Here is a 21,367-nt window from a genome sequence, read left to right as displayed (position 1 = left end):
CTAGATATCTAACCATCAAACTTTATTTTTCACCCTTTCGATTAACTTTATCCACAGATCCCTTTAAATGAATCTAAACAATTTAACCTGCTTTAATTTTTATTCTGGCTGGCGTGCTGTTAACACTATTTATAAAAACGTACTTGGTTCAGGAATTTCTCCGCAACAGGTTTATGTCTTAGAGTTATTAGACCATAACAAGCCCCTTTTATTTTCTACTATCCAAGAGCAATTAGGCATCGACCAATCTGCTTTATCGAATATGCTCAAACGGATGGAAAAATCCAATCTTATCATTAAAAACAAAGACTTAACTGATAAACGAGTCATCTTATTAAAACTCACCCAGCAAGGTTACTCTTTTCGCGAACAATTACGTGCAAAATATGATGCACTGAATAAAGCGCTGGACATTCAAATCAATGGAGATGAGTTAAATCACTTAAAAAACATTGTTAAAAATATGCACCATCAAGGCAACATGACTTTCACACAAGACCTTTAAATGGAAGGTGGGATTATAACTAATCCCACCCTAATGTTTTATCTACGTTATCTACGCATTGGATTGTGCTAATAGCGCTTTAGCAACCCTAGACTGCGGGGTTCTCCCCAAGGCTTGGCTAATCCAGTTTGCGCATTGCACTAACTGCTCTAAGTTTATCCCTGTTTCTACACCAGACTGCTGCATTAACCACACTACATCTTCAGTCGCCACATTACCCGACGCCCCTTTTGCATAAGGGCACCCGCCTAAGCCCGCCACCGAGGCATCAAACACGCTAACACCCATTTCTAAAGCAGCAAACACATTCGCTAAGGCCATACCATAGGTATCATGAAAATGACCGGCTAATTGTTCCACCGGTATAGAACGACTTAGTGTTTCAATTAATCGGCGCGTACTGAGGGGTGAACCAGTACCAATCGTGTCCCCCAAACTGATTTCATAGCAACCCATGTTTACAAGCCTTAGAGCTACCTGCTCTACGGCTTCAGGGGTAACAAGCTCGCCATAGGGGCAGCCCAGCACACAAGACACATAGCCTCGTACTTTAACCTTCGCCTGCTGAGCGGCGGCTAGAACGGGTTCAAAACGTGTTAACGATTCAGCAATCGAGCAGTTAATATTTTTCTGACTAAATGCCTCTGAAGCTGCGGCAAACACAGCAACCTCTTCCGCGCCTGCCGCTAAGGCTGCTTCAAAACCTTTGAGATTCGGGGTGAGGACTGGATAGCTAATAGTGGGCTTACGTGTGATTTGCTGCATTACCTCAGCATTATCACACATTTGGGGCACCCACTTGGCTGAAACAAAGGAGGTGGCTTCAATCGTCGATAAGCCAGCGTCACCTAAACGCTCAATCAGCTCTACTTTAGTAGCGGTTGATACCATTTGCTTTTCATTCTGCAAACCATCCCGTGGGCCTACTTCAACGATTTTCACGCGTTGCGGCAAAACCATTCGCTTTCTCCTCGTCACCCTTAAGCCGTTTTCACATCTTTCAAGCCCAAGGCTTTTTTAATTTCCTCACGCATCAAGTATTTTTGAATTTTACCGGTGACAGTCATGGGAAAGCTGTCCACAAAATGCACATAGCGCGGCACTTTATAATGCGCGATTTCATTCTTACAGAATTGTTTGACTTCATCTTCCGTCAGCGTTTGCCCCTCGCGCACGATAATACAGGCACACAGTTCTTCACCGTATTTCTGATCAGGCACCCCAATAACTTGCACATCTTGGACTTTAGGATGGCGGTATAAAAACTCTTCGATTTCACGCGGATATAAATTTTCACCCCCGCGAATTACCATATCTTTAATGCGCCCGACAATATTGCAGTAGCCTTCCTCATCCACGGTTGCTAAGTCACCGGTATGCATCCACCCTTCACTATCAACCGCTTCGCGCGTTTTGGCTTCGTCATTCCAATAGCCCAACATCACCGAATAGCCACGTGTGCATAACTCACCCGTTTCATTCGGTGCAACCGTATCACCGTCTGCATTAACAATTTTGACTTCACAATGCGGCTGAATGCGCCCTACGGTGGACACGCGCCGCTCAATCGGATCATCGGTGGCACTTTGGAAAGATACCGGTGACGTTTCAGTCATGCCATACGCAATCGTTACTTCGCTCATGTGCATCTTATCAATGACCTGCTTCATCACCTCAATCGGACAAGGACTACCCGCCATAATGCCCGTGCGCAAATGGCTTAGGTCATATTTAGCAAAATCGGGATGACCTAAGATAGCGATAAACATAGTAGGGACGCCGTACAAAGCAGTACAACACTCCTCAGTCAGGGTTTTTAAGACAGAGCTTGGATCAAAACCTTCATCGGGATAAATCATGGTAGAACCATGGGTAAGACAGCCCAAATTCCCCATGACCATGCCGAAACAATGATATAAAGGCACAGGAATACATAGACGATCGCCCTCTACTAAGCGAATCGCATCGCCTACAAAACGTCCATTATTTAAAATATTGCGGTGCGATAGTGTGGCACCCTTCGGTGAGCCCGTAGTACCCGAGGTAAATTGAATATTGATCGCATCGGTAGCCGCCAGCGTCTGCCCTAATTGCGCTAAGGCTTGTAATTCAGCTTCACTCGGAGCGACCAGCAAATCATTGAAATTCAGCATACCAGCACTTTTTTCAGTGCCTAAACGAATCACAAACGCTAAACTTGGTAATTTCGCTGCTTTTAATTGACCCGCCGCGCTACTTGCTAATTCCGGCGCGAGATCGGACAAAATACTTAAATAATTACTGGTTCTAAAGGCGGGCGCTAAGATCAAAGCACGACAAGATACTTTATTTAGCGCGTATTCTAATTCGGCACGCCGATAAGCCGGATTGATATTCACCAGAATCAAGCCTGCTTTTGCCGTCGCAAATTGAGTCAATGCCCACTCGGAATTATTCTGTGACCAAATTCCAATCCTATCGCCAGACTTTAAGCCTAAGCGTAGCAAAGAACAGGCTAAAGCATCGACTTGTTCCTTTAATTGTGCATAAGTAAAGCGCAAGTTTTGATGTCGAACTACTAAAGCCTCTTGCTGTGCATGACGCACACAGGCTTCATCAAAAAATTGCCCAATGGTTTTTTCAATCAATGGAGTATGTGTTACCCCTTGTACATAACTTTCTGTAATCATGATTCTCCTCCTAACCAATACTACAGTTGCATTTCGTTTAAGCCTTTATCGCCTCAAATTCGACCAAATCCGCCCCATCGCTCACTTGATCACCTACCGCGAAACGATAAGCTTTTAATAAGCCTGCTGCCGGTGCACGAATGGTGTGCTCCATTTTCATCGCTTCCAAAATCAATAAAGGTGTGCCTTTCTCGACTTGGCTATTAGGCTCTGCCAATAAAGCAATCACCTTCCCCGGCATCGGTGCTATCAAGCCACCTTGCAAAGCAGCTCCTTCCGCCACAATCTGTAAAGGATCAACATAATGCACTACCCATACCTGTTCATCGGCAAATAGATGGCGCTCCTGATGCAGATCGACCACAGTAGCGGCAATGCGAGAACCATCGAGTACCAGTGTTAATGCGCCTTGATCCCAAGCAATAACACTGGCAGCACTCTGCTGATCATCTACTACTAAGGTATAGCCTTGTTGAGTATAAGTGACTTGGACGGTTTTGAGGGTATCACCGAAGCGGAATTTCAACTCACGCTGTGCGGGTAAGTTTACGCGCCACGCATTAGCACTATTCCAAGGCGACACCGGCTCCGCACTCTGCTTTGCTACTTGCATTGCCGCGTGTTGCTGTTTACTTAACTCTGCCAAAGCAGCAATAAACAGCGGCTTTGCGGCTATAGCTTGCGCTTCGGGAAATAAGCTCGCTTGCTCACGTTCAATTAAACTGGTATCCAGATCGGCCTGTGCAAAAGACTGGGTGGCAATCAAGCGCAGCAAAAATGGAATATTATTCGCCACTCCCACGACTTGATAAGCTGCTAAGGCTTGGTGCATACGCGCTAAAGCCCGCTCACGATCTTTATCCCAGACAATCAATTTGGCAATCATAGGGTCGTAGAAAGGACTAATCGCATCGCCTTGCTCCACCCCAGTATCCACGCGCACATGCGCAGTGTCTGCGGGGGGACGCAAATGAATGAGTTTACCGGTGGAAGGTAAAAATCCTTTATCTGGATCCTCGGCATAAATCCGCGCTTCAATCGCATGACCCTGAATAGCCAACTGCTCTTGCTTTAAGGGCAAAGGCTCACCCGCTGCAACACGCAATTGCCATTCGACCAAATCTAAGCCGGTAATCATTTCGGTAACAGGATGCTCAACCTGAAGGCGCGTATTCATTTCCATGAAATAAAACGTACCGTCTTGATTGACAATGAATTCGACCGTACCCGCACCTACATAACCCACTGCCCGCGCTGCATCCACCGCAGCCTTGCCCATCGCCGCACGACGCTGCTCATCCATGTGCGGCGCCGGTGCTTCTTCTAGGACTTTTTGATGGCGACGCTGTACAGAGCAATCGCGCTCAAACAGATACACATAGTTCTGGTGTTGATCACCAAACACTTGAATTTCAATATGGCGTGGACGCACTAAATACTTTTCGACCAGCACTTGTTGGTCGCCAAATGCGGACACGGCCTCGCGCTGGCAAGAAGCTAAGGCTTCTTTAAAATCCTCAGCACGCTCCACCAAACGCATCCCTTTACCACCGCCACCAGCACTTGCCTTAATTAAGACCGGATAGCCAATGTCATCGGCTTGGATCTTTAAATAATCGGGGTCTTGATTATCACCATGGTAGCCTGGGGTTAATGGTACGTGTGCTTCAGCCATGAGGCTTTTTGCGGCAGATTTCGAACCCATCGCATGAATCGCTGCAACAGGCGGGCCGATAAACACAATCCCTGCTTTATCACAGGCCTCACAAAACGCTTCATTCTCGGACAAGAAACCATAACCCGGATGAATCGCTTGCGCGCCCGTCACTTGCGCTGCACGAATAATATGCTCAATCACCAAGTAACTTTCTTTAGCCGCCGCAGGGCCAATGCAAACCGCCTCATCCGCTAGGCGTACATGGCGACTATTCGCATCCGCCTCGGAATAAACCGCAACGGTTTGAATCCCCATGCGCTTGGCGGTTTTAATCACACGGCAAGCAATTTCACCCCGATTCGCAATCAGAATTTTTCTAAACATGCCTTACTCCTTGGGATTAATCCATGAGGCTGGACGCTTTTCCAAAAAAGCTGCTAAACCTTCACGCGCCTCGGGTGTACTACGCAATTGCGCAATGCGCTCAGCAGTATCGACTAGCACTGACTCAGTGACTGGTTTATGTGCCACGGCCACTATCAATTGCTTAGCCGCCGCTTGTGCTTGCGGGCCACCCGCTAATAAAGCTGCAACGATTTCTTGCACCTTAGCATCCAAGTGCTCCGCAGCCACTAACTCATGCACTAAACCGATCTGTAAAGCCCGCTGGGCATTGATACGCTCAGCGGTTTGGAAATAGCGATAGGCTTGACGCTCACCGATGGCACGTAATACATAAGGACTAATAGTGGCCGGAATAATCCCAAACTTAACTTCCGAAGTCGCAAAGCTAGCCGCCTCAGAGGCAATGCAAATATCACACGCTGAAGCGAGTCCCATCCCACCGCCCAAGGCTGCCCCGTGTACCCGCGCAATCGTCGGTTTGCTGCAAGTCGCAATGCTATGCAACATGGTCGCTAAGCGCAGGGCATCTGCCTGATTGGCTTCTACACTCGCCTCACCCGCTGCTTTCATCCAATTCAAATCGGCGCCAGCGGAAAAACTTTTACCGCGCCCGCCTAAAACAATCACGCGAACTGATTCTTCGGTATTCAATTGCTCAAAAGTGGCATTGAGATCACTAATGAGTTGGGCATTAAAAGCATTGTGCACTTCAGGGCGATTCATCCAGACATAAGCCACACTCGCTTGCGCCTCGATTTCTAAAGTAGTAAACATCGAAGCCTCCTTACATGCGGAACATGCCAAATTTAGTGGGTTGAATGGGGGCATTTAACGCTGCTGCTAAAGATAAACCTAATACCCGTCGGCTTTGGGCTGGGTCAATCACACCATCATCCCATAGCCGCGCTGTTGCATAATAAGGATGCCCTTGGTCTTCATACTGCTGGCGAATTGGCGCACGAAATGCCTCCTCATCCTCAGCACTCCAGACCTCACCTTTTGCCTCAATACTGTCGCGGCGCACGGTCGCTAAAACACTAGCGGCTTGCTCACCGCCCATCACGGAAATACGACTATTCGGCCAAGTCCACAAAAAGCGCGGACTATAAGCACGCCCACACATACCATAATTTCCCGCACCAAACGAACCACCCATAATCATGGTTAATTTAGGTACTTGAGTGGTTGAAACAGCCGTTACCATTTTTGCGCCATCTTTGGCAATCCCACCATTTTCATACTTACGCCCCACCATAAAGCCGGTGATATTTTGTAGGAATAACAAGGGGATAGTGCGCTGCGAGCACAGCTCAACGAAGTGTGCGCCTTTTTGGGCTGATTCAGAAAACAAAATACCATTATTAGCAATGATACCGACCGGATAGCCATATAAATTGGCAAAGCCTGTCACCAAAGTAGAGCCGTAGCGTGCTTTGAACTCATCAAAACGCGAACCATCCACGATCCGTGCAATCACCTCGCGCACGTCATAGGGCTTACGGGTATCCGCCGGAATAATGCCGTAAATCTCCTCAGGATCGTAAAGTGGTTCTTCACCAGCCCCTAATAAAATCTGCTGAAGTTTTTTACGATTCAGATGCCCGACAATACGCCTAGCAATGGCTAAAGCATGCGCATCATTTTCTGCAAAGTGATCGGCCACACCAGAAATGCGCGTATGAACATCTGCGCCACCTAAATCTTCACTACTGACGACCTCACCGGTAGCAGCTTTCACGAGCGGCGGGCCACCTAAAAAGATCGTTCCTTGATTTTTGACGATAATGGTTTCATCCGACATCGCAGGCACATAAGCCCCACCCGCCGTACACGAGCCCATCACCACCGCAATCTGCGGAATCCCTTTGGCCGACATATTGGCTTGATTAAAGAAGATGCGCCCGAAATGATCGCGATCTGGAAATACCTCATCTTGGCGCGGTAGGAAAGCGCCCCCCGAATCGACTAGATAAATACAGGGTAGATAATTTTGCTCAGCAATTTCTTGAGCACGTAAATGCTTTTTGACCGTGAGTGGATAATAAGTGCCGCCTTTCACCGTGGCATCATTCGCCACAATCATGCACTCAATCCCTTCAACACGCCCTACTCCAGCAATGACCCCGGCGCTCGGCGTTTCATCATTGTAAACACCGAAAGCAGCTAATTGACCAATTTCCAGAAAAGGCGAGCCTGCATCCAATAAGTGATTAATACGCTCACGCGGCAATAATTTACCACGCGCCGTATGTTTATCACGCGCTTTGGCATCGCCCCCTAAGGCAATAGCAGCGGCTTTCGTGCGCAAATCATCCACTAAGCCACGCAAGACACTTGCATTGGCTTGGAAATCTTCCGCGCGGGTATTAATTTTAGATTTAAAAACGTCCATAGGTCTGCCTCCTAGGCCGTTTCATTGAACAATTCGCGCCCAATCAACATGCGGCGGATTTCAGAAGTACCCGCACCGATTTCATATAATTTGGCATCGCGCCATAAGCGTCCTGTTGGGTATTCATTGGTATAACCCACGCCACCCAACACTTGAATCGCCTCACCCGCCATCCACGTAGCTTTTTCGGCGGAATATAAAATGGCGCCCGCAGCGTCTTTGCGTAAAGTTCTGGAGTGATTGGTTTGATCACAGGCACGACCTAAGGCATAAACATAAGCGCGGTTAGCCTGCCAAGTGGAATACATATCAGCCACTTTGCCTTGCATCAACTGGAACTCACCAATACTTTGCCCAAACTGTTTGCGTTCGTGTAGATAAGGTACAACCACATCCATACACGCTGCCATAATGCCCAAGGGGCCACCACATAGCACGGCACGCTCATAATCTAAACCCGACATCAACACCTTTACGCCGTTGCCCACACCGCCCAATATATTTTCTTCGGGAATTTCGCAATCATCAAAAAACAGTGGAAAGGTATTCGAGCCGCGCATCCCTAGTTTGTCTAAATGCGTGCCCGCACTAAAACCTTTAAAGCCCTTTTCTACGATAAAAGCGGTGATACCTTTTGGTCCTGCATTGATATCGGTTTTAGCATAAACCACCAAGGTATCGGCATCACCACCATTGGTAATCCACATTTTTGAACCATTCAACACATACCGATCCCCTTTTTTATCAGCACGTAATTTCATGGAAACCACGTCAGAACCAGCATTCGGCTCAGACATGGCTAATGCACCCACATGATCACCACTGATTAATTTAGGGAGGTATTTTTCACGCTGGGCGTCATTCCCATTACGCTTAATCTGATTGACACACAAATTGGAATGCGCGCCGTAAGACAGGCCAACCGAAGCTGAGGCACGGGAAATTTCTTCCAGCACTACAATATGGGCTAAATAGCCCATATTAGTACCCCCATACTCCTCGCTAACGGTCATGCCCAGTAAGCCCATATCGCCGAACTTTTTCCACAAATCGGCAGGAAATTCATTAACGCGATCAATTTCAGCGGCACGTGGGGCAATTTCGGCTTCCGCAAAACTACGTACGGCTTCGCGCATCACTTCAATATCTTCACCCAGCAAAAAATCGAGACTAGGAATCTGCATGACTAACCCTCCTCAAGGCATCTTAAGAGAAGAGCTTAACGTGTTTTTTCACAAAAAGCTTGCCAAAAAGGTTGCAAATTCTGCCAATTATTTTTAAGTTTAAATCATGAAATCGCTACTACTGCCACCGATTAATAATCCACTGGAAGGTAAAGCTAGAACGCCTATTGCTTTCATCCAAGCCATGGTTATAGCGTATCAGTACTATGGCATTGATCCTGCCAATGCATTAGCCTTGGCTAAAATCTCCCCTGCGCAACTCTCTAACGCTCGCAATCGTGTTACAGCAGCCCAAATGGAAATCATGTCGGCTGTGGCTATGCAAGAACTGGATGATGAAGCCTTGGGCTGGTTTAGTCGTCGCTTGCCCTGGGGAACTTATGGGATGTTATGCCGCGCTTCGCTCACCTCCACTCATCTCGCTATCGCTCTGAAGCGCTGGTGTCGCCACCATCAATTACTGACTGAAGATTTAGTATTAAAACTTGATATTCACGAAGACCAAGCGGTGCTGAGTTGTGAGCTCAACCAAGTACCCGCACCCTTACAAGAATTTTGTCTAGTTACCAATTTCCGCTATATTTTGAGTTATGCCTGCTGGCTCATTGACTCACGCATTCAACTCTTTAGCGCCACATTTCCTTATCCCGCGCCCGAACATGCTGATGTTTATCCGCATTTATTTAGTGGAGAAATCAAGTTTAATGAGCCGTGCGCACAGTTAAGCTTCGATGTACGCTATCTCAAACTACCCATCCGACGCGACGAACGTGAATTAAATCAAATGTTGCAACGTGCGATTGCTGTCACCGTTCATCCCTACCGGCGCGACCGCTTGCTGCTTCAACAAATTCGCCGCCTTTTGCAACAAGACCTCAGTAAAAATTGGACAGCCGAATCCTTAGCGCAACACTTTCATCTGTCACTGCGCAGTTTGCATCGCCATCTCCAAGAAGAAGGTGCTTCCTTGCAGCAACTCAAAGACGAGGCACGTCGTCATCAAGCCAGCAAACTCTTACATCGTAGTCAACTTCCCATCAAACACATCGCTCAACAGGTGGGCTTCAAAAACGAGAAAAGTTTCAGCCGTGCGTTTCGGACTTGGACTGGGCAAACCCCACAAGCTTTTCGCCAATTGTCCTAAATAGTGAGTAGCTCCATTTCACGCTACTATTAAAAATCCTTTCACCCTAAAGGTAATCAGCTATGAAAAGTAGTTCCCCTATTAATCCGCTGTTGAATAAAGTCTTACGTGGTCAACTCACCGCGATTAATCAGTATTTTCTCCATGCGCGTATGTGTGGGCATTTCGGTCTGGAAGGCTTGAATGAGAAGGAATACCACTATTCCATTCAAGCCATGAAACAAGCCGACCAGTTGGTTGAGCGCATTCTGTTTTTGGAAGGCTTGCCGAATTTGCAAGATTTGGGCAAGTTATACATTGGTGAAGATGCGCCAGAAATGTTGGCGAATGATTTACGCTTAAGCAATGAAATGTTGAGCGACTTACGTCAGGCGATCGCCACCTGTGAATTAGAACAGGATTATATCTCGCGTCAGCTACTGGAGAATATTTTGAAGGCCACGGAGGAACAGGTAGATTGGTTAGAAAGTCAACAATGGCTTCTGCAAAATACCGGTGCACAAAACTACCTCCAATCCATGATGCACGACGACTAACCAGTTGGGAGAGAAAATTATGCAAGGCAATCAACGTGTTATTAATACTCTAAAAACGCTACTCGCGGGCGAATTAGCGGCGCGCGATCAATATTTCATTCATTCGCGGATGTATGACGATTGGGGCTTGAGCAAACTTTATGAGCGTTTAGACCATGAGCGCCAAGAAGAAACTCAACATGCCGATGCCATTATTAAGCGTTTATTATTTTTAGAAGCTCAGCCTGATCTCAATCAGCAAGACTCGTTGAATGTAGGTACAGATGTGGTGAGTATGCTAAAAAATGATTTAGCGCTGGAATATAAAGTGGTCAAAGCCCTGCGTGATGCGATCAAAATCTGTGAAGAAGCGTTAGATTATCAAAGTAGTGCGATGCTAAAAATCCAACTTGCGGATACCGAAGAAGATCATGCGTATTGGTTGGAAAAACAATTAGGCTTAATTGACAAAATTGGCTTAGCTAATTACTTGCAATCACAAATGTGAGTCTAGTGAGCTGTCAAGGCAAACCCAGCGCGGGAACTACCCAGACAGTTCATTCGCATCACAGTATTTTAAGATAATCACAGCCAGCTTTAATGCCCATTTGTCATTCGTTGCACTTAACGCATATTGTTTTGATAACAAACATAGCATCGCTTGTCGTTGCCTTGCCGTGCCTCTATCCAGTAAATCCTCCAAAACTAACTCGCCCTGCGCAATATAATCACCAATCTGTTGTTGTGTGAAACTCGCTATTAACTGCCCTGTCCTAGTCGAATATAAGTTGATTAGAGCCTCATTACGCTCTGAATCTATGTGAACACAGAACCCCATAGCTTTTTCCTTAATATCAAGAGAAAAAACTAGCCTGGCTATGTTTGCTTTCAACATCTAGTGGCTGGGCTATAAAACTGCTCGCTGAAGAAATACTTATTTTTAGCTATAAAGTTAGGCAAGATGTATGCGGCTTAAACATGAGGATGAAATCACACGTTTTGGAGAATTCACCTAACTTTATTGAGAATAATAATCATTTAAGGAAGGCGCGTCAAGCGCTTACAAAAGTTATTGAGAATTATTTGCATTAATAAAAAACTCCAGTATGATACCGGCTAAACGTTAATAACTCTTATTCAGGTGGAGTATGTATATTTGTATTTGTCATTCGGTGAGTGATAAAGCAATTCGTGCGGCAGTGCAGCAAGGCTACACCAGCTTGGAAGCGATTCAAGATATACTCAAGGTAGGCACTTGTTGTGGGCGCTGCAAACCTGAAGCACAGGATGTCATTAGCCATTGCTTGAATGAAACATCCTGCACCAACTTTCACTTAGCACAAGAAGTAGTGCTTTAGGGAATCAGCTTAAACTCTAGAGCGCAGCAATCAGCTAACGCTTCAGGCTCGATAATGCGTTGCGTCATTTCCCCTTTGTCATAGTGCTTAAAAACATTCCCAAAGAGTGTTTTTCGCCCATCTTTGGTAAATAACACCAGCAAAGGTTTTTGAGTGAATACGGCATCGGGATGGGTGGAATTTAGCCAATTCGCAGGCACAAAATCAACCCATTCGGCCTGAGTGCGATTAAAGCCATATTGCTTGACCCAGTTCCCTTCTACTAGCGCTTCTAACACAGTGTCGCCATCATCGGCACGGCTAAGCTTGAAAGTTTCATAGCCCTGCTGAATGCTCTCCTCGAGCATATCCAAGCGCATGGGTTCACGAATACCAAAACTACCAAAACCTAAATCAACCAAGTATTCATGTCCCCCTACCTGAACTACTAAAGCCAGATGGGTGCGCGGACGACGTACTGGATAAAATAAGGGGCGTGCCGCCACAAATTCATAAGGAATATGTAAGGCCCCTAGCGCCATCGCAAAAATACCATTCACTTCGTAACAATAGCCCCCACGCTTTTGTGGAATGATTTTGTGCACTATATCATTAGGTTGAATCGAGATAGGTTTCTTGGCTAACACATCTAAATTCTCGAAAGGCACAGTCATTAATTGCTGCTGCATCAAAGCTTTAACCGTAGCGAAATCAGATTTTAGGAGGCCTTGATAGTGTATTCGCTCACAATAAGCGTTTAAGTCGAAAGTATCAGTGTGCATAGAAAAGTAATTCGGCTCAAAAAAATAAGCAGTTTAAGAAACTTAGAAGTAGAACGATAGTGCTAATGCCTCTGATCGACTCAATAGCTGCCCATTGGGTAATACTCTTATTATCCTTCTGTGGATGGTACTATCGCCTCCACCTACAATGATGAACAACGTGTCAAAAAGTTATCAGGACAGACCCACTTCCTATTCGTGGGATAATGACTGCATCATCGTTGATTATGAGTAAAGCCAGCATGGTTACAGGTTCATGAAACGATTTATCTAAGATTTATCTGATAGCAGTCATTCAAGTAAGAAAATTAACCAATTAACTTATTTCTCTATTTATTATTCAGATTAATGAATCTTCCTATAGCAATATAAGACCCTGTTGACATTTAAAAATCGCACTTAGTTAAAGCAATAGTTTGCGTCATTCCTTTGATTTCCATATATTAAAATAATCACTTACTTAAACTAAACGTCAAGAGAACCTAGGCTATTTTTACATGACAGAGCATTTCACAAGGATATCCTATTGTCCTAAATTCATATTTAAAGTCTTAATCACCCATTAAGAGAGCTTACTATAGATATACGCCTTTGATGATTAGGAGCATGACAGCTTAATTTATATACTTTAAAATTCTTTTGGTATATTATTTGTGGTTGCAAGTGATGACACTGACTTATGCTTGCTTTTAGCTATTACCCCCTAACATCATATTAATTTTATAGTAAAAAGGTCGAAATTATGTCAAACGAAAAACTCTTAAAAAGGGCTTTATTAGATGAAATAGCCATACGCTATGGTACTGATAAATCTAGTAAACAGCATGATTATATGAGGTTTTATGAGTTTTACTTCTCTTCTTTTCGTGATCAGGAATTCACCTTTTTAGAGCTAGGTGTTGGTCCAGAAGATAATAAAGGAAAATCTTTATATACGTGGAGTGAATATTTCAAAAACGCTCAGGTGGTAGGGGTTGATATTAGGCCTGATGCGAAAACCATAGAACATGATCGAATCATTGTAGAAATAGGTAATCTGAGCTCTCTTAACTACTTACAAACACTAGCCAGAAAGTTTAATCAGAACAGAATTATTTTGGATGACGCTAGCCATATGTGGAGTCATCAAATTTTAGCATTTGAAGTTTTATTTCAAACCCTAGAATCAGGTGGTCTCTATATAGTAGAAGACCTACATACTAGCTTTCGCTCATTGCATGAGCAAAGTTATGCAGATAGTCCCGTTGATGCATTCACCTATTTTAATCATTTGACCTACTGTATTTGTGGTCGAGGCGCCCAGCACCGAAATGGTGAAAAACTAACCCTAAGTGCCATGCAAATAGCGTTGGCACAACAAATAGACATGATAGCCTTTTATGGAAAAACTTTATTAATTATAAAAAAATAAGACCTCTTTCATGAACCAATGATTGATCAGTTCACGGTAATAAACCATACAAGCTGAGTACTGAATCGGAGTTAAATTTAAGCCTGACCTATTGGTGAGACTGTCCCTCTTTATTGACGCTGGGAACCCAGTACGGCCTAAGTGAGTCCAATGCGCGGCGAGTGGTAAGACGCTTGGAAGTATAATGATCTGTTGTTACCTAAAACCCTGTCGGATGATGGCGTCGAAAAACCGATTGTCACACAAGTCGATGCGACGGACATACTGATTGAGCGTCCTAAAAAATAGAAGCGCTGGTAAAGTGGTAAGCAGCAGTCCCCCATCTTCAAAATCTAAAAAGTTTCGTTCACGATTTTACCCTTTTTAAACAAATCCTAGTATGTGGCGTTATCGTCCCTACTTCGTAATGGGCAAGGGATCAGCGTACTCACCACTTCCACTTTAAGACATTAATCCCGCTCAAGAAAGCCAAAGGACACCCTTTAGCCCCAGCGCGAGAAGCCATTAATCGTGAAATTAATCGCCGACGGATGGTATTTTTGAATGAAAAATCTCAAAAGCTAATTGACTCTCCAAGCCTTATGCTTGGAGACCCCATTGCTTCTTAGCCGCTTCTGCTAATGCAAACGCCTAACTACTTCCTCAAAAATACGATCATACACGGTGTCTTAAAGAAGGGTATGCACTTACTCACTTATTCTACTGCCGCAAAAGCTCTAAAAATCAGGAATGGTAAGAAACAAATTCGCTAGTAGGCGCCCGTTCCGTCACAAGCTTATTCACGGTCGCTTCATTATCGGCATAGCCTAAAGCCATTCCACACACAACTTGCTGATGCTCATCTAACTGAAGCACCTCACTAATGATAGTATGATAATCAATCCATGCTGCTTGTGGACAAGTATCCAAACCACGCGCTACCGCTGCGAGCATGATATTTTGCAGAAACATGCCATAATCCAGCCAACTGCCTTTGCCCATGCGCCGATCAATCGTGAAAATTAGGCCCACCGGTGCGCCGAAAAACTCGAAGTTTTTGCGATGCTGAGCGCGGGTTTTGTCCATATCCCCCTTGCCTATTCCTAAAAGACTATACATATCCCAGCCAATCTTGCGCCGTCTGGCTAGGTAAGGATCAAAAAATTTGACCGGATAATAGTCATATTCGGGCTGGTGGCTAGTATCTTGCGCGTCAAAAGCAGCACAAACACGCTCGACCAATTGATTTAAGGTATTACCCGTTAAGACATGCACAAACCATGGTTGCGTATTCGTCCCGGACGGTGCGCGCGCTGAAATGCTTAATAGCTCATCCACTAAAGTTTTATCAACGGTCTTAGGCAAATAAGCTCTTACCGAATGGCGTGCCGCCATCACCGCATCCGCCTGCGGCGTTGCTAATTTAGGATCAATTTGCATGGTCTCTTCCTTAAGAAAACGCTTGGATACCCGTTTGGGCACGGCCTAAGATCAGGGCGTGCACATCATGTGTCCCCTCATAGGTATTCACCACTTCCAAATTCACCACATGACGAATCACACCAAACTCATCCGAAATACCGTTACCGCCGTGCATATCACGCGCTATGCGAGCAATCTCCAACGCTTTACCGCAGGAATTACGCTTCATAATCGAGGTAATTTCTGGCGCCGCCACCCCTTCGTCTTTCATGCGGCCTAAACGTAAGCAGCCCTGCAAGCCCAGTGTAATGTCGGTTTGCATGTCGGCTAATTTCTTTTGGATCAATTGATTAGCCGCTAAAGGACGACCAAACTGTTTGCGATCCATCACATACTGACGAGCACGGAACCAGCAGTCTTCCGCTGCCCCTAAAGCGCCCCATGCAATCCCATAGCGAGCTGAGTTTAAGCAGGTGAATGGCCCTTTTAGTCCCGTGATTTCCGGAAACTCGTTTTCAGCCGGAACAAATACCTCATCCATAACAATCTCGCCGGTAATCGAGGCACGTAAACCGACTTTGCCGTGAATGGCTGGAGCGGATAAGCCTTTCATGCCTTTCTCAAGGATGAAACCGCGAATGTTGCCTTCGTCATTCTTAGCCCACACTACAAAAACGTCAGCAATCGGGCTATTGGTGATCCACATTTTGCTGCCCGATACTAAATAGCCACCATCAACTTTTTTAGCGCGTGTGGACATCGAAGCCGGGTCAGAGCCTGAATTAGGCTCGGTTAAACCGAAACAACCTATCCACTCACCCGTAGCAAGCTTGGGCAAATATTTACGTTTTTGCGCTTCTGAACCAAAGGCTTCAATCGGTACCATCACTAAGGACGATTGCACACTCATCATTGAGCGATAACCAGAATCGACCCGCTCTACCTCGCGCGCAATCAGGCCGTAACTCACATAATTTAAGGCCGCCCCACCGTATTCCTCAGAAATCGTTACCCCTAATAAACCTAACTCCCCCATTTCCCGAAAAATAGCAGGATCCGTTGATTCATTGCGGAATGCTTCTTGCACCCGTGGTTTTAATTTACCTTGCGCATAACTAGCAGCTGCCTCACGTATCATACGCTCGTCATCCGTCAATTGCTGATCCAGCAATAAAGGATCATCCCACTTAAATTCCGCCATAGTTGTCCACTTCCGATTAGGGTTAAGTAAAGTAGCTTAGGATGCCGCTCGAATCATATTGCGCGCAATCACTAATTGTTGAATTTGGCTGGTGCCTTCAAAGATACGAAATAATCGCACATCTCGATAAAAGCGCTCAATGCCATATTCGGCCAAATAACCTGCCCCGCCAAAAATTTGTACGGCACGATCGGCAATACGCCCACAAGCTTCGGAGGCAAATAATTTGGCACAAGCCGCTTCTGTACCCACATCCTGCCCAGCATCACGTCGCCTTGCCGCATCAATTACCATTGAACGGGCTGCATAAAGCTCAGCCTTACTATCGGCGAGCATGGCCTGAATTAATTGAAAGTCGGCAATAGGCTTACCAAACTGCTTACGTTCCAAAGCATAATGCAAAGCATCGTCCAGCATACGTTCTGATACCCCCACACACAGGGCAGCAATATTAATCCGTCCCTTATCCAATACCTTCATCGCCGTTTTAAAGCCTATCCCTTCGCGCCCACCAATTAGCTGACTCACGGGCACACGGCAATTGTCAAAAATCACATCGGCGGTATGTGCACCTTTTTGCCCCATTTTTTTATCAATAGAACCAACTGTTAATCCCGCTGTGCCACGCTCAACAATAAAAGCTGAAATCCCATCTGCCCCTTTTTTATCGGCATCGGTTCGTGCCATCACTGTGAAAATACCAGCTTCAGGGGCGTTGGTAATATAGCGTTTCGTACCATTGAGGATGTAATGATTACCATCCCGTACTGCCTGTGTACGTAAACTTGCTGCATCCGAACCAGAATCTGGTTCAGTTAAAGCAAAAGATCCAATGAGGTCGCCGCTGGCTAATTGTGGTAGATAATGCGCTTTTTGCTCGGAGGTGCCATCCATGACAATCCCTTGGCTCCCTATCCCATTATTGGTGGCAAATAATGAGCGAAAGGCTGGAGAAGTATGACCAATGACCATAGTAGCCAATACCTCTTCTTCCATGCTTAAGCCCATGCCGCCGTATTCCTCCGGAATCGACAAGCCAAATAAACCGAGCGCTTTCATTTCCGTCACAATACTCTCGGGAATCTGATCACTTTCCGCGACTTCCTGCTCAAGCGGTATTAAGCGTTCGCGCACAAAACGCTCTATCGTATCCAACAAGATATTCAAAATTTCTTGGTCACGAATCATGCGTATCTCCTGTTTGAGTAACGCTTGCGGAATTGGAAGTTTATTTGACGTATTTGCGAAACTCTGGCTTACGTTTCTCGCGGAACGCATTGCCACCCTCAGCAGACTCATCCGTTTCGTAATAAAGTTTCAGGGCATGCATCGCAAAAGCCCCCATACCACGAATACTTTCGCTATCCATATTGAAAGATTTTTTCGCCAAGGCAATGGCGGTGGGGCTTTTCTCTAGGATTTCATCGCACCATTTCTTCACTTCTGCATCAAGCTGATCGTGTGGCACGACAGCATTCACTAGCCCCATTTGCAGGGCTTCTTGGGCAGTATAACGGCGGCATAAATACCAAATCTCGCGCGCTTTCTTTTCGCCCACCACCCGTGCTAATAAAGCTGTCCCAAACCCCGGATCCACTGAACCTACTTTGGGTCCCACCTGCCCTAATTGTGCATTTTCAGAGGCTATAGCCAAATCGCAAATCGTCACGAGCACATTACCACCACCGATTGCAAAGCCATTCACCCGTGCAATGACCGGCTTAGCAATATCACGGATCGCGCTTTGCATTTCTTCAATCGGCAAGCCAATCGTGCCACGTCCACCATAACCACCATCTTGTGTCCCTTGATCTCCACCGGTGCAGAAAGCTTTATCACCTGCCCCGGTCAAAACGACTACACCAATACTTTTATCAAAATCAGCATCTTTTAACGCGTGAATAATCTCTTCACAGGTTTGGGCACGAAAAGCATTGTAAGATTTAGGGCGATTAATCGTAATCGTCGCAATACCACTGTCTTTGGTATAAAGAATATCTTGAAATTCCATGACTTACTCCTCCAACAACTGTTTTCAAAAAAGACCTACAAACTAACCTGCCATCGTCAAGCCACCTGACACACTAATCACTTGTCCAGTAATAAAAGCCGCTTCATCGCTGGCTAAAAAGACTACGATTCCGGGTACATCGTCAGGCTGCCCTAAACGGCCAAAGGGAATCGCTTTCGTGAGTGCAGTTTTAAGCTTTTCACCCTGCTCTCCTTCACCCGCAAAATCGCGGAACAAAGCGGTATCAGTAGGGCCAGGACAAACCACATTCACACTAATTTGCTTGCGGGCTAATTCACGCGCCATGGTTTTTGAAAACGCAACCAAACCACCTTTACAGAATGCATAAACCGCTTCACCGGAGGAACCCACTCGTGCTGCATCAGAAGCAATATTAATCACACGCCCTGCGCCCCGCGCAGACATACCGGAAAGAACAGCATGATGCATATAAAGCGCACCATAGAGATTGACTGCAACGATTTGATCCCAAAGCACCTTATCGGTTTTCAAGAAAGGGGCTGCTTTATCCCAACCCGCATTGTTCACCAGCACATCAATCGTGCCTAATTGCTGCTCTGTGGCCGCTACCGCTGCGATGACGGACTCTTGTTTAGTCAAATCCACCTCAAAAGCCTGAGCTTGTCCTTGGCTTTCACGAATCGACGCCGCTACGCGCTCAGCACTTTGCTTATTAATATCAAAAACAGCGACTTTTGCGCCTTCCGCTGCAAAACGCTGGCAAATAGCGGAGCCAATCCCGCCGCCGCCGCCAGTCACCAGCACCACCTTATTCGATAATCCACGCATATAATTTCCTCCTCATGCTAAAGATTGCTTTTTAGGGCTAAGTTGCGTTTCAATGAAAACGATTTAATTAATTCATTAAGACTATGAAAGACTTGACGCCTGAAAAAAATTTGACTGCTGATGAAATCAATAACCGATTGTTTTTTCGCTTTTTTCAGGCAGCTAATACGCTGCACACTAAAGGCACACAGGCATTGGAAGGCTTGGGAGTCACCACACAGCAATGGTCGGTGTTGGGTGCTTTGTCTCGCCCTCAGGCCAAACAAGGTATGAGTGTGGGGGATTTGTCGAAATATTTGCTGGTCAGCCGTCAAAACCTCACAGGGGTTTTGGATCGCTTGGAACGTGATGGTTTTGTGGAGCGCGCTACTGATGAAGCAGATCGGCGTGCCCGAAAAGTACGTTTGACAGTTGCGGGTGAAGCATTGTGGTTGAAACTCGCTGATCCCATTCGTGCTTTTTACAATGGGGCTTTGCAAGGCATGTCGTTTGATGATCGGATTGAATTTATCCATTATATCAATCGCTTGCAAAAAAACATGTCGCAGCTTTAGCCTAAGCATGGCACTTAGACCGCAAAACGTTTTTTCATTTGGCGCGCAATAATCATTTTCATGATATTTGCCATTCCATCACCAATCTGTAAGCCTAATACATCACGATAGCGCTGCCCAAAATGGTAGTCGCTACCATAACCACCATGACCGTGAGTCAAAAGACACTGCTGGATAATTTCGCAGCTTAATTTAGGCGCCCACCACTTGCACATCGCAGCTTCTGCCGTATGCGGTAAATGCTGGTCTTTCAACCAAAGGGTTCGTAAACATAAGCTACGACAAGCTTCATAATAGGTTTCACACTCGGCCAATGGAAAGCTAACCCCTTGAAAATCGCCAATCGGCTTACCAAAGGCTTCACGCTCTTGGCTATAACGCCATGCCTCGTCTAAAGAAGCACGCGCTACTCCCAAGCACTGCAAACCAATCAAGGCACGGCTATAGTCGAAACCTTGCATTACTTGTACGAAACCTTGCCCCTCATCCCCTAGCATTAAATCTTGTGAGATGTGTACACCATCAAAAAAAATCGAGCCGCGTCCAACAGGGCGAGTACCTAAATCATCAAAGGCTGTGCGCGTAATACCTGCTGCATCGAGCGGTACGAGAAAAGCGCTAATGCCATGTGCACGTTCTGATTCTTCGCCCGTGCGTGCAAAGACCACTGCAATACCTGCTTGAGTGGCCATAGAAATCGAGGTTTTTTCCCCACTTAGAATGAAATCCTTGCCCTCGCGTCGTGCTTTAAGCTTGAGTTGAGCAGCGTCAGAGCCCGCATTGGGTTCTGTTAAGGCCAAAGCAATCGCCACCTCACCACGTAGCGCTTTGCCTAGCCATTCAAGTGCTAGATCAGACTTTGCATAATGCGCAACAATTTGTCCGCAGAGTGAAGTCAGGAGATTGACATACGAAACATTAAAATCACCATAAGCAATTTGCTCTAACAATAAACCACTGGTTACACAATCGACACCGAGACCACCTACTGCTTCCGGTAACTCCACACCTAAGAACCCTAGATCGCCCATTTCGCGAATTAATTCCGGTTCAATACAGCGCGCTTTCTCACGCTCACGGTAAAAAGGAGCCAGACGGTTTTTCGCAAAACGACTAGCCGATTCGATTAAGGCTTGTTGTTCATCTGTGAGACTGAAATCCATGGCAGCTCCTCATACACAGTGGCTATATACTTAATCTTAGAGAACAACTTGGATTAATGTCAATATATTTACATAATAAACAATTCAAGCTATTGGGGTAAAACTTAAAAAGTCCTAAAAAATTTTCAAAAAATGCTTATTCTCCACTAATTTTATGTAAATATATTGACTTTTATACGACACTTTCCTAAGCTAATTAGCATCACAATTTTGCTATTAACTGGTC

Annotated in this window: 21 protein-coding genes; 7 read left to right on the top strand and 14 right to left on the bottom strand. The window is 45.6% G+C overall.

What is annotated here, in order from left to right:
* Positions 1-67: 67 nt before the first annotated feature.
* The gene (locus A3IE_RS0108320; RefSeq protein ID WP_020395150.1) at positions 68-505 is read left to right on the top strand and encodes a MarR family winged helix-turn-helix transcriptional regulator; all 438 of its coding nucleotides are present in this window, start codon (positions 68-70) and stop codon (positions 503-505) included.
* 51 nt (positions 506-556) lie between these two features.
* Here A3IE_RS0108320 and A3IE_RS0108315 read toward each other — a convergent pair whose 3' ends face one another.
* Genes A3IE_RS0108315 through A3IE_RS0108290 form a run of 6 tightly spaced genes read right to left on the bottom strand, consistent with a single transcriptional unit; the run spans position 557 to position 8,812 of the window.
* Entirely contained in the window at positions 557-1,465 is a 909-nt protein-coding gene (locus A3IE_RS0108315) for a hydroxymethylglutaryl-CoA lyase (protein ID WP_020395149.1), read from the bottom strand.
* A gap of 20 nt (positions 1,466-1,485) precedes the next feature.
* Entirely contained in the window at positions 1,486-3,174 is a 1,689-nt protein-coding gene (locus A3IE_RS0108310; protein WP_020395148.1) for an AMP-binding protein, read from the bottom strand.
* Between the two features lie 37 nt (positions 3,175-3,211).
* Positions 3,212-5,215: an acetyl/propionyl/methylcrotonyl-CoA carboxylase subunit alpha gene (locus A3IE_RS0108305; RefSeq protein WP_020395147.1), complete on the bottom strand. Its 2,004-nt coding sequence runs from the start codon at positions 5,213-5,215 to the stop codon at positions 3,212-3,214.
* Positions 5,216-5,218: 3 nt separating this feature from the next.
* On the bottom strand, positions 5,219-6,010 hold the full coding sequence (locus A3IE_RS0108300) for an enoyl-CoA hydratase/isomerase family protein (RefSeq protein WP_020395146.1): 792 nt from the start codon (positions 6,008-6,010) through the stop codon (positions 5,219-5,221).
* 10 nt (positions 6,011-6,020) lie between these two features.
* Positions 6,021-7,628: a carboxyl transferase domain-containing protein gene (locus tag A3IE_RS0108295; protein ID WP_020395145.1), complete on the bottom strand. Its 1,608-nt coding sequence runs from the start codon at positions 7,626-7,628 to the stop codon at positions 6,021-6,023.
* 11 nt (positions 7,629-7,639) lie between these two features.
* Positions 7,640-8,812, bottom strand: coding sequence for an isovaleryl-CoA dehydrogenase (locus A3IE_RS0108290; protein WP_020395144.1), 1,173 nt, complete (start codon positions 8,810-8,812; stop codon positions 7,640-7,642).
* 106 nt (positions 8,813-8,918) lie between these two features.
* Between A3IE_RS0108290 and A3IE_RS0108280 the strand changes: the two genes are divergently transcribed.
* The 3 genes from A3IE_RS0108280 to bfr (A3IE_RS0108270) all read left to right on the top strand — a co-directional run bounded on the left by A3IE_RS0108280 (position 8,919) and on the right by bfr (A3IE_RS0108270) (position 10,979).
* Positions 8,919-9,956 (top strand): AraC family transcriptional regulator, encoded by a 1,038-nt coding sequence (locus A3IE_RS0108280; protein ID WP_020395142.1) that lies wholly within the window; start codon positions 8,919-8,921, stop codon positions 9,954-9,956.
* A gap of 62 nt (positions 9,957-10,018) precedes the next feature.
* The gene (gene bfr, locus A3IE_RS0108275; RefSeq protein WP_020395141.1) at positions 10,019-10,492 is read left to right on the top strand and encodes a bacterioferritin; all 474 of its coding nucleotides are present in this window, start codon (positions 10,019-10,021) and stop codon (positions 10,490-10,492) included.
* Between the two features lie 19 nt (positions 10,493-10,511).
* Positions 10,512-10,979 carry a bacterioferritin gene (bfr, locus tag A3IE_RS0108270; RefSeq protein WP_020395140.1) on the top strand — a complete coding sequence of 156 codons (468 nt, stop codon included), beginning with the start codon at positions 10,512-10,514 and terminating at the stop codon, positions 10,977-10,979.
* A 36-nt stretch (positions 10,980-11,015) separates the two neighbouring features.
* Here bfr (A3IE_RS0108270) and A3IE_RS0108265 read toward each other — a convergent pair whose 3' ends face one another.
* Positions 11,016-11,309 (bottom strand): hypothetical protein, encoded by a 294-nt coding sequence (locus A3IE_RS0108265; RefSeq protein ID WP_157832852.1) that lies wholly within the window; start codon positions 11,307-11,309, stop codon positions 11,016-11,018.
* A 310-nt stretch (positions 11,310-11,619) separates the two neighbouring features.
* Between A3IE_RS0108265 and A3IE_RS0108260 the strand changes: the two genes are divergently transcribed.
* Positions 11,620-11,829, top strand: coding sequence for a (2Fe-2S)-binding protein (locus A3IE_RS0108260; RefSeq protein WP_020395138.1), 210 nt, complete (start codon positions 11,620-11,622; stop codon positions 11,827-11,829).
* Here A3IE_RS0108260 and A3IE_RS0108255 read toward each other — a convergent pair.
* Positions 11,826-12,590 (bottom strand): arylamine N-acetyltransferase family protein, encoded by a 765-nt coding sequence (locus A3IE_RS0108255; protein ID WP_020395137.1) that lies wholly within the window; start codon positions 12,588-12,590, stop codon positions 11,826-11,828. The two genes, A3IE_RS0108260 and A3IE_RS0108255, sit on opposite strands and share 4 nt — an antisense overlap.
* Positions 12,591-13,332: 742 nt before the next feature.
* Here A3IE_RS0108255 and A3IE_RS0108250 point away from each other — a divergent pair.
* Entirely contained in the window at positions 13,333-14,001 is a 669-nt protein-coding gene (locus tag A3IE_RS0108250) for a class I SAM-dependent methyltransferase (protein ID WP_020395136.1), read from the top strand.
* Between the two features lie 723 nt (positions 14,002-14,724).
* On the opposite strand, the gene A3IE_RS0108245 is transcribed toward A3IE_RS0108250, so the two are convergent.
* Genes A3IE_RS0108245 through badH form a run of 5 tightly spaced genes read right to left on the bottom strand, consistent with a single transcriptional unit; the run spans position 14,725 to position 19,424 of the window.
* Complete coding sequence (locus tag A3IE_RS0108245) at positions 14,725-15,420, bottom strand: nitroreductase (RefSeq protein WP_020395135.1); 696 nt, start codon at positions 15,418-15,420, stop codon at positions 14,725-14,727.
* Between the two features lie 10 nt (positions 15,421-15,430).
* Entirely contained in the window at positions 15,431-16,603 is a 1,173-nt protein-coding gene (locus A3IE_RS0108240) for an acyl-CoA dehydrogenase (RefSeq protein ID WP_020395134.1), read from the bottom strand.
* Between the two features lie 36 nt (positions 16,604-16,639).
* The gene (locus A3IE_RS0108235; RefSeq protein ID WP_020395133.1) at positions 16,640-17,791 is read right to left on the bottom strand and encodes an acyl-CoA dehydrogenase family protein; all 1,152 of its coding nucleotides are present in this window, start codon (positions 17,789-17,791) and stop codon (positions 16,640-16,642) included.
* A 40-nt stretch (positions 17,792-17,831) separates the two neighbouring features.
* Entirely contained in the window at positions 17,832-18,614 is a 783-nt protein-coding gene (badI, locus tag A3IE_RS0108230; protein WP_020395132.1) for a 2-ketocyclohexanecarboxyl-CoA hydrolase, read from the bottom strand.
* 42 nt (positions 18,615-18,656) lie between these two features.
* Entirely contained in the window at positions 18,657-19,424 is a 768-nt protein-coding gene (badH, locus tag A3IE_RS0108225; RefSeq protein ID WP_020395131.1) for a 2-hydroxycyclohexanecarboxyl-CoA dehydrogenase, read from the bottom strand.
* A gap of 83 nt (positions 19,425-19,507) precedes the next feature.
* On the opposite strand from badH, the gene A3IE_RS0108220 reads away from it, so the two are divergent.
* Entirely contained in the window at positions 19,508-19,978 is a 471-nt protein-coding gene (locus A3IE_RS0108220; RefSeq protein ID WP_020395130.1) for a MarR family winged helix-turn-helix transcriptional regulator, read from the top strand.
* Positions 19,979-19,992: 14 nt separating this feature from the next.
* Here the strand turns inward: A3IE_RS0108220 and aliB are convergent, their stop codons facing one another.
* Positions 19,993-21,141: a cyclohexanecarboxyl-CoA dehydrogenase gene (gene aliB, locus A3IE_RS0108215; protein ID WP_020395129.1), complete on the bottom strand. Its 1,149-nt coding sequence runs from the start codon at positions 21,139-21,141 to the stop codon at positions 19,993-19,995.
* Between the last annotated feature and the right edge of the window lie 226 nt (positions 21,142-21,367).

Source organism: Thiolinea disciformis DSM 14473, from assembly GCF_000371925.1.
Lineage (GTDB): Bacteria > Pseudomonadota > Gammaproteobacteria > Thiotrichales > Thiotrichaceae > Thiolinea > Thiolinea disciformis.
Note: the sequence above shows the minus strand (reverse complement) of the source record. Positions and strands in the feature narration are given on the sequence as shown.